The sequence below is a fragment of the Pseudomonas sp. Z4-7 genome, from assembly GCF_051131965.1.
Lineage (GTDB): Bacteria > Pseudomonadota > Gammaproteobacteria > Pseudomonadales > Pseudomonadaceae > Aquipseudomonas.
Genome location: NZ_CP071642.1, coordinates 1188184 through 1200641, shown reverse-complemented (window position 1 = coordinate 1200641; position 12458 = coordinate 1188184). Strand labels below are relative to the sequence as shown.

Sequence of the window (12458 nt, the reverse complement as noted above, 5' to 3'; positions counted from 1 at the left end):
ACACAACCTCCGTGGCGAGGGAGCTTGCTCCCGCTGGGCTGCGCAGCAGACCCAAAACCTGACAACTCGGTGGATCAGATAAATCGAGGTGACTGCTTTGGGGGCTGCTTCGCAGCCCAGCGGGAGCAAGCTCCCTCGCCACGGAGTCGTTACCCGACATCCAACCCACCAGGTACCCCGTCCCATGCTTTTCCTGATCGCCTACATCGGCAGCGTCGTGCTGATCAACTTCGCGTTCTCCGCCGCGCCGCACCTGGACATTATCTGGTCAGCCTGGGGTGGCCTGGTGTTCGTCCTGCGCGACATGGTGCAGACCCGCTTCGGCCATGGTGCCATTGCGGCGATGCTGGTGGCGCTGGTGCTGTCCTACGTCACCTCCGACCCAACCATCGCCCTGGCCAGCGCCACGGCATTCGCAGTGTCCGAATGCATCGACTGGCTGGTGTTCAGCGTCACCAAGCGCCCGTTGCACGATCGATTGTGGATCAGCTCGGCCCTGAGTATTCCCCTGGATACCTTCATCTTTTTCGGCCTGATCGACGCCCTCACGCCAGGCGTGGTCATCACCGCCCTGCTGTCGAAATTCGCCGGGGTCACGGCCGTCTGGCTGATCATGGCCTGGCGTCTGCGCAAACAGGCCGTCGCCGGCTGACGCGGTTCATGTAAAATGCCGCGCTTTCTCCCCATGGGAAGCTCGCCCGGCGCGCGCCCCGATGATCCGCTCCTGTTTGAGGACCTTCAGATGACCCGTATCGGAACCCCATTGTCGCCCACCGCGACCCGCGTTTTGTTGTGTGGCAGCGGTGAGCTGGGCAAGGAAGTGGTAATCGAACTGCAGCGCCTGGGCGTTGAAGTGATTGCCGTGGATCGCTACGCCAACGCGCCGGCCATGCAAGTGGCCCACCGCAGCCACGTGATCAACATGCTCGACGGCGCGGCCCTGCGCGCAGTGATCGAGGCCGAGAAGCCGCACTACATCGTGCCGGAAATCGAAGCCATCGCCACCGCGACCCTGGTGGAACTGGAAGCCGAAGGCTTCACCGTGATCCCTACCGCCCGCGCCGCGCAACTGACCATGAACCGCGAAGGCATCCGCCGCCTGGCCGCCGAAGAACTCGGCCTGCCGACCTCGCCGTATTTCTTCGCCGACACCGTGGAAGACTACCGCAAGGCCGTCGAGACCCTGGGTTTCCCATGCGTGGTCAAGCCGGTCATGAGTTCCTCGGGCAAGGGCCAGAGTCTTCTGCGCAGTGCCGATGACGTGCAGAAAGCCTGGGACTACGCCCAGGAAGGTGGCCGCGCCGGCAAGGGCCGGGTGATCATTGAAGGTTTCATCGACTTCGACTACGAAATCACCCTGCTTACCGTGCGCCACGTCGGCGGCACCACGTTCTGCGCACCGGTCGGTCACCGTCAGGAAAAGGGCGACTATCAGGAATCCTGGCAGCCACAGGCCATGAGCCCGGTGGCCCTGGCCGAATCCGAGCGCGTCGCCAAGGCAGTGACCGAGGCCTTGGGTGGTCGTGGACTGTTTGGCGTCGAACTGTTCATCAAGGGTGACCAGGTGTGGTTCAGCGAAGTCTCGCCGCGCCCGCACGACACCGGCCTGGTGACGCTGATCTCCCAGGACCTGTCGCAATTCGCCCTGCACGCCCGCGCCATTCTGGGTCTGCCAATTCCGCTGATCCGCCAGTTCGGCCCATCGGCTTCGGCGGTGATTCTGGTGGAAGGCCAGTCGACGCAGACCGCCTTCGCCAACCTCGGCGCCGCCCTGAGCGAACCGGACACCGCCCTGCGGCTGTTCGGCAAGCCGGAAGTCAACGGCCAGCGCCGCCTGGGCGTAGCCCTGGCCCGCGACGAATCCATCGAAGCCGCCCGCGCCAAGGCAACCCGTGCTTCGCAGGCGGTCAAGATCGAACTGTAAAACCTCGTACATAAAACCCCGTGGCGAGGGAGCTTGCTCCCGCTGGGTTGCGAAGCAGCCCCCTTGCTTTGTCAGCCATTACACCGCAGGGGATGCTGACGCATCCAGCGGGAGCAAGCTCCCTCGCCACAAAAGGCAGAAGCTAAAAGGCCTGCGTTCACAAAGACTCCGCGCGGCACAAAAAAAAGGCGACACCCACAAGGGTGTCGCCTTTTTCTTGGGCGCGGTTCTGCTTAATCCGGCAGCTTGTAGGCGATCACATAATCACCCTGCTTGGTCCCCAGCGAGCCATGGCCGCCGGCTACGACCAGCACGTATTGCTTGCCGTCCTTGCCGGTGTAGGTCATCGGCGTGGTCTGGGCGCCGGCGGGCAGGCGGCCTTCCCACAGCTGTTTGCCGTTCTTCACGTCATAGGCGCGCAGGTACTGGTCCAGCGTGCCGCTCAGGAACGCCAGGCCACTGGCGGTGGTGAACGTGCCGCCCAGGCTCGGAACGCCCATGCTCAGCGGGATCGGAACCGGCGAGCTGTCGCGCACGGTGCCGTTCTTGTGCTTCCACAGGGTTTTGTTGTTGGTCAGGTCGACGGTCGCCACATAACCCCAGGCCGGTGCCTGGCAAGGCAGGCCCATTGGCGAAAGCAGCGCCTCGAGGATTACGCCGTACGGCGCGCCCTTGTTCGGCTGCACGCCTTCGGTTTCGCTCTTGCGACCCGGGCCACCGGCCACTTCCGCCGCCGGCACCAGTTTCGACTTGAACGCCATGTAGCTCGGGTTGACGAAAGCGATCTGGCGCACCGGATCCACCGAGATACCGCCCCAGTCGAACACACCGAAGTTGCCTGGATAGACGATCGAGCCCTGCAACGACGGCGGTGTGAACATGCCCTCGTAGCGCAGCGACTTGAAGTCGATCCGGCACAGCATCTGGTCGAACGGGGTCACGCCCCACATGTCGCGCTCCTTAAGGACCGGCGGCACGAAGTTCAGGTCGGACATCGGTTGGGTCGGCGAAGTGAAGTCGCCTTCCACCGCGCCTTGCGGCACCGGGATCTCCTTGATTGGCACGATCGGCTGGCCGTTGCTGCGGTCCAGCACGTAGATGCTGCCCTGCTTGGTCGAAGCCAGCACGGCCGGTTTCACGCCATCAGCAGTCTTGAGGTCCATCAGGGTCGGCTGGCCGCCGACGTCCATGTCCCACAGGTCGTGGTGGGTGAACTGGAAGTACCAGCGCACCTTGCCGGTGGCGATGTCCAGCGCGGTCAGGCCGGCAGCGTATTTTTCCGACTCGGGCGTGCGGAAACCACCGAACTGGTCGGGCGTCTGGTTGCCCATCGGCAGGTAGAGCATGCCGAGTTTTTCGTCGACGCTGAACATCGACCACATGTTTGGCGAGTTGCGGGTGTAGGTCTGGCCTTCGGCAATCGGCGTGGTGTCGTCCGGGTTGCCGCTGTCCCAGTTCCATACCAGCTTGCCGGTGTGCACGTCGTAGGCACGGATTACACCGCTTGGCTCGTCAGTGGAAACGTTATCGGTGACGTGGCCGCCGATCACGACCAGGTTCTGGGTGACCGCCGGCGGCGAGGTGGAGTAGTAACCGCCGGCGGTGAAACCACCGATGTTGGCGGTCAGGTCGACCTGGCCCTTGTCGCCGAAGTCTTCGCACATCTTGCCGGTGTCGGCGTTGAGGGCGATCAGGCGGGTGTCAGCGGTTGGCAGGAAGATCCGCCGTGGGCACACGGTGCTGGCCGGCGCGGTGCTGGCGGTGCCGGTCGGGCTCTGCTCGGCCGAGGCGTACACGGCGTCATCGTGATAGCTCACACCGCGGCAGGTCATGTGGGCCCAACCCTTGAAGTTTTCCGCGTTCTGCGTGGAAAGCTTCGGATCGAAACGCCAGATTTCCTTGCCGGTTTCAGGCTCCAGTGCAATCACCTGGCTGTGCGGCGTGCACACGTAGAGCATGCCGTTGGCCTTGAGCGGGGTGTTTTCAGCGGTAGTCTCGCCCGGGTCGTTCGGCCCTGGCAGGTCACCGGTGCGGAACGTCCAGGCTTCCTTCAACTGGCCGACGTTCTGCGGGGTGATCTGCGCCAGCGGCGAATAACGGTCGCCGTGGGCGCTGCGGCCGTAGGAGTTCCAGTCCCCGTCCGGCATCGCCGGTGCGGTGTTGGCCATGCCCGGCACGCTGTCGCGGTCCAGTTGGCCCTTGATTTCACCCGGGTTGGTGAACTGGCTGGCGAGCGCGGCGATACCGGCGATGATCACCGCAGCGCCCAATGCGCGGGTGCCCATCGGCGACGCGTCGGCAGTCAGCAACGGGCGGCGGAACCATGGCAGCAGCAAGACGATGCCCAGGGCAAACAGCATCGCCAGGCGCGGCACCAGTTGCCACCAGTCCAGGCCCACTTCCCACAGGGCCCAAACGGTACTGGCGAACAGCACCAGCGCGTACAGCCCCAACGCCGCACGGCGGGCCAGGATCAGCAGGACGCCGGTCAGCGCCAGGCCGATACCGGCCAGCAGGTAATACAGCGAGCCGCCGAGCGTGCTCAGCTTGATTCCCCCGGCCAACAGGGCCAGGCCCATCAATAGAAGCAGAATGCCGAGCAGGCTCGGTAGCAGACGGCTTCGACTCAAAGCACCCTCAGTGCTCATAGTGTGTATCTCCGTGACGTTTTAAAGAGTCCCGCGCAAGGTGTCACTTTAGATGACGATCCTGGCGGGGCATGGTTCAGTTGAAAAAAGCAAATTCGGTTGCCGCGATCCCCTGTGGGAGCGAGCTTGCTCGCGATGGCGGCGTGTCAGTCGGCTTCAATGTTTGCTGTGCAGTCGCTATCGCGAGCAAGCTCGCTCCCACAGGAACTCATTAAGACAGCGCTGTCTTTCAAGGTCAGGACATTGAGCGTTCTTTGGATCTTTCAATGGGAATAGCTGTAACGCAGAGGCTCTGGCACGCCAGAAGAAGCGTTTCAGCTGGCGGCGCAAGGATAATGTTCTGTTACAAATAGAGAAAGCGCTTTTACCAACATGGATCCTTTCGGATTCGGTAACAGTCAAACGGGCTTCAACGACGCGACCACTGCTTTCAAAGCGTGGCGCTTCCACCCGAACGGTACCTCGGCTAAGGTGCGCGGCATATCACTTACCTGGTGTACAGGCTTCATGACCGAACACAACGACAATCCACTGCACGGCGTGACGCTGGAGCAGATCCTCAATGCCTTGGTGCAACACTACGAGTGGTCGGGCCTGGCCGAACGCATCGATATCCGCTGTTTCAAGAGCGACCCCAGCATCAAGTCGAGCCTGACCTTCCTGCGCAAGACACCGTGGGCGCGGGAAAAAGTCGAGCGCCTGTACATCAAGCTGATGCGCACGAAACGGCCGGTCTGAGTCGTGGGCGTTGGAATTCCCCTGCGGCGCGGTTTCGTGTCGATGGCGGCACTGCTTGGCTGGGCGGGACTGAGCATCCAGTTGTATCTGATCTTGCTGGGACGCTGGGAATTGGGCGCGAGCCTGCTGGGCGGGCTGGTGAATTGCTTCAGTTTTTTCACGGTGCTGACCAACACGCTGGTGGCCGTGGTGCTGAGCTTCGAACTGACCCACCGTGATTCAGCGGCGCGGCGCTGGTTCCTCGGGCCAGCGGTATGCAGCGGCATCGCCGTGAGCATTGCCCTGGTCGGCCTGGCCTACAGCCTGCTGCTGCGCCATCTCTGGCAACCCGAAGGCTGGCAGTTCATCGCCGACGAACTGTTGCATGACGTGATGCCCGTGCTGTTCACCGGCTACTGGTGGTTCTGCGTGCCCAAGGGCAGCTTGCGCCTGCGCCACATCGGGCTGTGGATGCTTTATCCCTTGATGTACTTCGGTTATATCCTGCTGCGTGGCAATCTGCTGGCGGCTTACCCTTACCCTTTCATTGATGTGGCGACTCTGGGTTATCCACAGGTACTGATCAACGCCGGGGGGATATTGGCGGGGTTTGTCGGGATCGCGCTGGGGGTGGTGGGATTGGATTGGTGGCTGGGGCGGCGGGCAGCTAAAGCGTTGTGAATGCTTTTGTGGCGAGGGAGCTTGCTCCCGCTGGGTCGCGCAGCGGCCCCAAAACATGCAACTCAATCTGCCTGTAGTACCGGGTTGTCTGGTTTCAGGGCCGCTGCGCCCGAAGCGTCGGACCGGCCCAGCGGGAGCAAGCTCCCTCGCCACAGCGGCGTAATCACAATCAAGGTTTTGCCGGCAACATCCAAACCAACCCACTGGCCTTGGCCCGTTCGTGACACAACGCCAGGACGCCGCGCCGCTCTTCATTGTCCATCCGGCTCCAGCGGGTGATTTCCGCCACCGTGCGCTGGCAGCCGGTGCAGATGTCGTCATCATCCAGCGCGCAGATGTTCACGCAGGGCGAGGGAACCGGACGTTCAGCCGGGTTCATTGTTCTTGCTCGACCAAGTCGCGGGCATAACGCTGCGAGTTGTGCACATAGTGCGCCGCGCTGGCTTCGAGCATCTTCTTCTGGCCCTCGGTCAGCTCGCGCACGACCTTGCCCGGCGAGCCCATCACCAGCGAACCGTCGGGAATCTCCTTGCCTTCGCCAATCAGCGAGTTGGCGCCGATGATGCAATTCCTGCCGATCTTCGCGCCATTGAGGATCACCGCGTTAATGCCGATCAGGCTGTAGTCCCCCACCGTACAGCCGTGGAGCATCGCGTTGTGGCCGATGGTCACGCCGGTGCCGATGGTCAGCGGAAAACCCATGTCGGTGTGCATCACCGTGCCGTCCTGCACGTTGCTGTTCCTGCCGATCAGGATCAGTTCGTTGTCGCCGCGCAGCACGGCGTTGAACCAGACGTTGGCGCCTTCTTCGAGGCGGACCTTGCCCACCAGCGTGGCGTTGGGCGCGACCCAGCTCTGTGGGTGGGTTTCGACACGGGCATCGCCCAGGCGGTATTTCATGGAAGTCCTCGGGGCGTCAGGTATTGATGAAACTGTTGGGCGGTGTGTGCAGGTCGATACCCGCGTCGTACAGCAGGTTGACCAGCTCGACGATCATGATCGCCGTCAGGCCCCAGATCTTGTATTCGCCGAAGCGATAACTGGGCACGTACCAGCTGCGCCCCTGGTAATCGATGCGGTGGGTGTGTTCGCGCGGGTCCTTGCGGAAAAACTCCAGCGGCACGCTGAAGACCGCGGCGATCTCGGCATCGTTGGCCTGGTACTCGACGTAATCGGGAATCACCCCGACATAGGGGGTGACCTTGATGCCATGCAGGGAAATCAGCGGGCTGAGAGGGCCGATCACTTCCACCAGGCCAGGCGGCAGGCCGATTTCCTCTTCGGCTTCGCGCAAGGCAGTGAAGATCAGGTCCGGGTCTTCCGGGTCGCGGCGCCCGCCGGGGAAAGCCACTTCGCCGCCGTGGGTCGAGAGCCCGCTGGCGCGCAAAGTCAGGACCAGTTCCGGCTCGTCGCTGCGGGTGATCGGCACCAGCACCGCCGCTTCAGGGAAACGCCGATCGGTCTCCAGATCGCGCGGCGTATGGTTGCTTACTCGATGCAGTAGCTCGTCCAGCATGAGACTTCTCGATTTATTCGCTGCCTAGCATCATGCACCAATCAGCCAGGCGGCCCAAGCCCCGGGACCACGTCATGTCGCGAAACGACAACTTGCCGATACCCGCCCGCACACGCCAAGATAGGCGCAGCCTCCAGGAATCCAAGCATGAAATTCTGCAGCCAGTGCGGTAACCCGGTGACCCAGCGCATACCCGAGGGCGACTCGCGCCTGCGCTTCGTCTGCGACACCTGCCACACCATCCATTATCAGAACCCCAATATCGTTGCCGGATGTGTACCGACCTGGGGTAGCAAAGTCCTTTTATGCCGCCGCGCCATCGAGCCGCGCCGCGGTTATTGGACGTTGCCGGCGGGCTTCATGGAAAACGGCGAGACCGTCGAGCAGGCCGCCGTCCGTGAAACCGCCGAGGAAGCCTGCGCCCGGGTACGAAACCTGAGCATCTATACGCTGATCGACGTACCGCACATCAGCCAGGTGCATGTATTCTTCCGCGCAGAGCTGGTCGACATGGATTTTGCCGCCGGGCCCGAGAGCCTGGAAGTGAAGCTGTTCGAAGAAACCGAGATTCCGTGGGACGAACTGGCGTTCCGCACGGTGGGCCGTACCCTGGAATACTTTTACGCGGACCGACAGGCCGAGGATTACCCGGTACGATCCGAGTCGATACCGCCGCTGGCCCAGCCTGCCAATACCTGAACATCAATAATAGTCGCGACACCTCTAGGGATATCGTTTTAATGCGCTGGTTGCTTGTCCTGTTCTGCCTGTCGTTCACCGCTGTGTCCCAAGCCGCCGCCGTGGGAACCTATAACGGCAAGGTCATTGAAAAAGTCCTGGTGCTGAAGTCCGCCCATCAATTGCAATTGATCAACGACGGCAAGCCGCTGAAGACCTATCGCATCTCCCTGGGCAAGGGTGCCAAGAAAGGCCCCAAGCTGATCGAAGGCGACAAGCGCACCCCCGAGGGTTTCTACTGGCTGGACTGGCGCAAGACCAGCGAGCGCTTCTACCTGTCGATGCACATTTCCTACCCCAACATCAGCGACGCCGCCCGCGCCCGCCGCGAAGGCGTGGAGCCGGGGGGAATGATCATGATCCACGGCACGCCGGATTCGGAGGAGAACCCTGAGCAGTTGTTCCATACGCTGGACTGGACCGATGGCTGCATCGCCATGCGCAATGTGGATATGCGTGAGGTGTGGAACCTGGTGCCGGATGGGACGATGATCGAGATTCGCCCGTAACCCCATTTTCCCTGTGGAGAGAAAGCTCTTGTGGCGAGGGAGCTTGCTCCCGCTGGGCTGCGCAGCAGCCCCAAGACCCGACAGCGCGGTGTATCAGGCAGATTGAGTTGCTGGCCTTGGGGTCGCTTCGCAACCCAGCGGGAGCAAGCTCCCTCGCCACAGGGGGCCTGGCGTTCCCGCATCGTGCAAGGGATGAGGCCATTCCTTATGGCATCAAGTGCGAAGCTCGACCCGATCCAAGGCCTTGTTCGTCAGCAACTCCCCTAGCTCTATCATCTGCACCACTCCCAATGCCACGTGCCGTCGTGAGCCGTCGAGATTGAATGCCAAGTCGCTGAGCATTGCATTGGCCGAGGCCAGGGTTTCGCTGAGGTTGGCTAGCAGGGTTTCCGTGTCGATGCAGTCCGTCACGTTGAACAGTTGGGTCGAGGGTTGGGGGTCTGAGTCGCTGTCGTCGGGCTTGGGATTCTGGTCCATAGCGCGATCGGCGGGGTTTGGCGGGTTTGGGGTTTCTTTGATCATTTGCAACTCCTCATTTTTGACGGAGCCACCACCCTTCGCGGTCAAACAAAAAAGTGGCAGCTGTACGCGGGTTGACCGACCGGGAATAAGGCAAACCGGCACGTCCGCAGACGTCCCACGCACAGCCGCCGCGACACGATACCTCAGACGAAAGAAAAACGCCTGAAATAGGCCTTGGAGCGCTGACGCGCCTTATTAATTCGGACGGTCAAATCCGAGTCGCTGAATTGGCAGCGACACCTTGAGGCTAGCCGCCTGACTTCCGAGGGACAACCTTAAAAACATGTCGGAAATTTCGGGGCGTCTGACAGACCCACCATCTGATCAGGGATGTTTCCCACAGAGTTCCGGGTAGTCTTTTTGGGAGCTGAATGGGGTACATATCCGTTGCTGCGGTAACGGCTGGTAATGGTTCCGCTTTTACAGCGGGTCACTTTTGGAAAGAGCCGGGAGCCGGACCAGCCAAAAGTAACCAAAAACGCTCTGCCCCACCACTCGGCACCTCGCCAAGGCTCGGCATGCCCTCACTCCGGCATTGCTCCGTGGGCCCGCCGCGAAGGGCCGTCCCTGGCCCAGCGCGGCTATCCCGGCATCCATGCCGGGGTGCCCACTCCACAATGCCTGCGTTCGGCCAGCGTGCTTAACGGGGCGCCGAAATCAACGTCCACCACGAGGCGGCCTGAAGCCGACCTGACTCTTGATGGAATCGCATTTCTCCTGTGGGAGCGAGCCTGCTCGCGAAGAGGCCGGCACAGCCAGCATCTTCATCAACTGACATTCCGCCTTCGCGAGCAAGCTCGCTCCCACATTGGGTCTTCAGCAGCTACAAAATTTGCGTACGCCACAGCCCCTGTGGGAGCGAGCCTGCTCGCGAAGAGGCCGGCACAGCCAGCATCTTCATCAACTGACATTCCGCCTTCGCGAGCAAGCTCGCTCCCACATTGGGTCTTCAGCAGCTACAAAATTTGCGTACGCCACAGCCCCTGGACTGCACCCCAAAAGTTGGACACCAACCTGACTTTTGGCGGTGTTTCCATGGGCAAATTTTCGCTTCAGTTCAAAATTACGGCGATTGAGGCTTATATCAATGGCAATGAAGGCTTTCGAAAGGTAGCTCACCGCTACTTGATCGACTACAGCCTGCTTCGGCGCTGGGTCGCCACCTATCAGGCTCGAGGCAGTGCTGGGCTGCAATCGCATGGTCACCATTACAGCGCGGCCTTCAAACGCTCAGTCATCCAATGCATGCAAAAAGAGCGGCTCTCACATCGGGAAGTCGCCGCGCGGTTCGGGCTCGGTCAGTCCTCGCAGGTGGGCATTTGGGAGCGGCAGTACTACAGTGGCAGTCTTCCTGCCCTGATCGTACCCAAGAGAAAAAAGGCTGTTGTCATGCCCAAAAAAACGCCTGTCCCTGATCACTCCCAACCCGTGGACGACGATTCAAAGAGCCGAGAGCAACTGAAGGCCGAACTCGAATACCTACGTATGGAGAACGCTTACCTAAAAAAGCTCGAAGAGGTAAGGGAGGCTTCGAAGAGGAGTCGCCCCGGGAAAAAACCATCTCCGTAATGGCGTTGAGATCCAGGTTTCCTCTGGACAGTCTGCTGAAGTTAGCCAACCTGGCCCGCAGCACGTTCTATTACCAGGTCAGCGCCCTTCAGAAACCTGACAAATATGCCTCGCTGAAAACGAAGATCCGCGACCTCTACGACCAGCACGAAGGGCGATTTGGCTATCGCCGCATCGCTTTGGCACTTCAAAAGAAAGAGTCGGTCAGTGAAAAAATGATTCAGCGCCTGATGGACCGCATGGGCCTTAAATCCTTGGTGCGCCCAAAAAAGTATCGATCTTATAGAGGGCAAGTTGGAACCGTCGCGGCGAATCTTCTGGAGCGTAATTTCGTCGCGCAACGGCCCAATCAGAAATGGGTAACGGACGTCACCGAATTCAAAGTCGGATCAAAGAAGCTCTATTTATCGCCGGTAATGGATTTGTACAACGGCGAGATCATCGCCTATGAAACCGCCCCGCGCCCATGCTTTGCCTTGGTGACCGGAATGTTGGAAAAGGCCTTCGAGCGCCTGCAAGGGCCGTCTCATCTGCTGCTGCACTCTGACCAGGGCTGGCAGTATCAGCAACCTCGCTATCAGCATGCACTGAAGCAACGCGGCATAAAGCAGAGCATGTCACGTAAGGGAAATTGCCTCGACAACGCGGCGATGGAGAGTTTTTTCGGCACCCTGAAGTCCGAGTTTTTCTACCTAAAACGCTTTGAAAATCTGGAAGAGCTGAATGTAGGGCTGGACGAGTACATCAATTATTACAATCATGAGCGGATCAAATCGAAGCTCGGTGGACTGAGCCCTGTGGAATACAGGACTCAATCCGTGGGCATGTGGCAGTAGACCGTCCAACATTTTGGGGTCAGTCCAAAATGTGGGAGCGAGCTTGCTCGCGATGAGGCCGGCAAATCCGGCATCTTCATCGACAGGCACTCCGCCTTCGCGAGCAGGCTCGCTCCCACATTGGATCTTCAGCAGCTACAAAAATTTGCGTACGCCACAGCCCCTGTGGGAGCGAGCCTGCTCGCGAAGAGGCAGGCACAGCCAGCATCTTCATCAACTGACACTCCGCCTTCGCGAGCAGGCTCGCTCCCACAGTTGGATCGAAGTACAACAGCCAAAGACAGGCCGGCTCTTGCTCTTGCTCTTGCCGTGCTTTTGACTTTGATCTCAACGCCCCGTTAACCACGCTGGCCGAACGCAGGTATTGTGGAGTGGGCATCCCGGCATGGATGCCGGGATAGCCGCGCTGGGCCAGGGACGGCCCTTCGCGGCGGGCCCACGGAGCAATGCCGGAGTGAGGGCACACCGAGCCCAGGCGAGGTGCCGAGTGGTGGGGCAAAGCGCTTTTGGTTACTTTTGGCGCTCTTCCAAAAGTGACCCGCTGTAAAAGCGGAACCATAAGTAGCCATCACCGCAGCAACGGATATACACGCAGCCCCCTCCGGTCGCAAAAAAAATAAATATCAAATCCCCTAATTTACAACCCATGCATACCACTGCCCTCCTGAAACCACCACCCAACGCCGTACGCTCACGAACCCTCCTCCGCCCGGTAATACCACTTAAAGCCAACCCCCTCGAAACACCCCATAAACGCCCAAAAACCAACCAGATCCCACGTTGACATGGTATTCAAGT

The 12458-nt window shown here is 60.6% G+C and carries 12 protein-coding genes; 7 read left to right on the top strand and 5 right to left on the bottom strand.

The features are described from left to right. Positions 1-184 precede the first annotated feature (184 nt). Positions 185-652 (top strand): VUT family protein, encoded by a 468-nt coding sequence (locus J3P91_RS05170; protein ID WP_434569679.1) that lies wholly within the window; start codon positions 185-187, stop codon positions 650-652. 90 nt (positions 653-742) lie between these two features. Next, a complete protein-coding gene (gene purT / locus J3P91_RS05165; protein WP_230151134.1) occupies positions 743-1924 on the top strand; it encodes a formate-dependent phosphoribosylglycinamide formyltransferase in 1182 nt (393 codons plus the stop codon). 233 nt (positions 1925-2157) lie between these two features. Here the strand turns inward: purT and J3P91_RS05160 are convergent, their stop codons facing one another. After that, on the bottom strand, positions 2158-4572 hold the full coding sequence (locus J3P91_RS05160; RefSeq protein WP_434602908.1) for a glucose/quinate/shikimate family membrane-bound PQQ-dependent dehydrogenase: 2415 nt from the start codon (positions 4570-4572) through the stop codon (positions 2158-2160). A 507-nt stretch (positions 4573-5079) separates the two neighbouring features. On the opposite strand from J3P91_RS05160, the gene J3P91_RS05155 reads away from it, so the two are divergent. Next, entirely contained in the window at positions 5080-5310 is a 231-nt protein-coding gene (locus J3P91_RS05155) for a VF530 family DNA-binding protein (protein ID WP_434569681.1), read from the top strand. 42 nt (positions 5311-5352) lie between these two features. Then, positions 5353-5970, top strand: coding sequence for a Pr6Pr family membrane protein (locus J3P91_RS05150; RefSeq protein ID WP_434602907.1), 618 nt, complete (start codon positions 5353-5355; stop codon positions 5968-5970). Between the two features lie 169 nt (positions 5971-6139). Here the strand turns inward: J3P91_RS05150 and J3P91_RS05145 are convergent, their stop codons facing one another. The 3 genes from J3P91_RS05145 to J3P91_RS05135 are packed head-to-tail and all read right to left on the bottom strand — an operon-like array spanning position 6140 to position 7486. After that, entirely contained in the window at positions 6140-6349 is a 210-nt protein-coding gene (locus tag J3P91_RS05145; protein WP_434569683.1) for a DUF1289 domain-containing protein, read from the bottom strand. Beyond that, positions 6346-6870 carry a gamma carbonic anhydrase family protein gene (locus tag J3P91_RS05140; protein ID WP_434602906.1) on the bottom strand — a complete coding sequence of 175 codons (525 nt, stop codon included), beginning with the start codon at positions 6868-6870 and terminating at the stop codon, positions 6346-6348. The genes J3P91_RS05145 and J3P91_RS05140 overlap by 4 nt, the downstream gene beginning before the upstream one ends. 16 nt (positions 6871-6886) lie before the next feature. Continuing rightward, positions 6887-7486 carry a CoA pyrophosphatase gene (locus J3P91_RS05135; protein WP_434569685.1) on the bottom strand — a complete coding sequence of 200 codons (600 nt, stop codon included), beginning with the start codon at positions 7484-7486 and terminating at the stop codon, positions 6887-6889. A 147-nt stretch (positions 7487-7633) separates the two neighbouring features. Between J3P91_RS05135 and J3P91_RS05130 the strand changes: the two genes are divergently transcribed. Then, on the top strand, positions 7634-8185 hold the full coding sequence (locus J3P91_RS05130) for an NUDIX hydrolase (protein WP_434569686.1): 552 nt from the start codon (positions 7634-7636) through the stop codon (positions 8183-8185). A 41-nt stretch (positions 8186-8226) separates the two neighbouring features. Further along, positions 8227-8733 carry a L,D-transpeptidase family protein gene (locus J3P91_RS05125; protein ID WP_305496533.1) on the top strand — a complete coding sequence of 169 codons (507 nt, stop codon included), beginning with the start codon at positions 8227-8229 and terminating at the stop codon, positions 8731-8733. A gap of 213 nt (positions 8734-8946) precedes the next feature. Here J3P91_RS05125 and J3P91_RS05120 read toward each other — a convergent pair whose 3' ends face one another. Next, complete coding sequence (locus tag J3P91_RS05120; protein WP_434602905.1) at positions 8947-9255, bottom strand: DUF6124 family protein; 309 nt, start codon at positions 9253-9255, stop codon at positions 8947-8949. A gap of 1035 nt (positions 9256-10290) precedes the next feature. Here J3P91_RS05120 and J3P91_RS05115 point away from each other — a divergent pair. Next, positions 10291-11660 (top strand): IS3 family transposase gene (locus tag J3P91_RS05115; RefSeq protein WP_434605000.1). Its coding sequence is split into 2 segments (ribosomal slippage): positions 10291-10764 and positions 10767-11660, totalling 1368 coding nucleotides; the frame shifts between segments, so codons are not numbered across the junction. Positions 11661-12458: the final 798 nt, after the last annotated feature.

What these genes read in the sequence shown, in the direction of transcription:
- J3P91_RS05155 (WP_434569681.1), top strand. Translation starts at nt 5,080, where the DNA reads ATGACCGAACACAACGACAATCCACTGCACGGCGTGACGCTGGAGCAG.
- J3P91_RS05145 (WP_434569683.1), bottom strand. Translation starts at nt 6,349, where the DNA reads ATGAACCCGGCTGAACGTCCGGTTCCCTCGCCCTGCGTGAACATCTGC.
- J3P91_RS05170 (WP_434569679.1), top strand. Translation starts at nt 185, where the DNA reads ATGCTTTTCCTGATCGCCTACATCGGCAGCGTCGTGCTGATCAACTTC.
- J3P91_RS05150 (WP_434602907.1), top strand. Translation starts at nt 5,353, where the DNA reads ATGGCGGCACTGCTTGGCTGGGCGGGACTGAGCATCCAGTTGTATCTG.
- J3P91_RS05125 (WP_305496533.1), top strand. Translation starts at nt 8,227, where the DNA reads ATGCGCTGGTTGCTTGTCCTGTTCTGCCTGTCGTTCACCGCTGTGTCC.
- J3P91_RS05130 (WP_434569686.1), top strand. Translation starts at nt 7,634, where the DNA reads ATGAAATTCTGCAGCCAGTGCGGTAACCCGGTGACCCAGCGCATACCC.
- J3P91_RS05135 (WP_434569685.1), bottom strand. Translation starts at nt 7,486, where the DNA reads ATGCTGGACGAGCTACTGCATCGAGTAAGCAACCATACGCCGCGCGAT.
- J3P91_RS05160 (WP_434602908.1), bottom strand. Translation starts at nt 4,572, where the DNA reads ATGAGCACTGAGGGTGCTTTGAGTCGAAGCCGTCTGCTACCGAGCCTG.
- purT (WP_230151134.1), top strand. Translation starts at nt 743, where the DNA reads ATGACCCGTATCGGAACCCCATTGTCGCCCACCGCGACCCGCGTTTTG.
- J3P91_RS05120 (WP_434602905.1), bottom strand. Translation starts at nt 9,255, where the DNA reads ATGATCAAAGAAACCCCAAACCCGCCAAACCCCGCCGATCGCGCTATG.
- J3P91_RS05140 (WP_434602906.1), bottom strand. Translation starts at nt 6,870, where the DNA reads ATGAAATACCGCCTGGGCGATGCCCGTGTCGAAACCCACCCACAGAGC.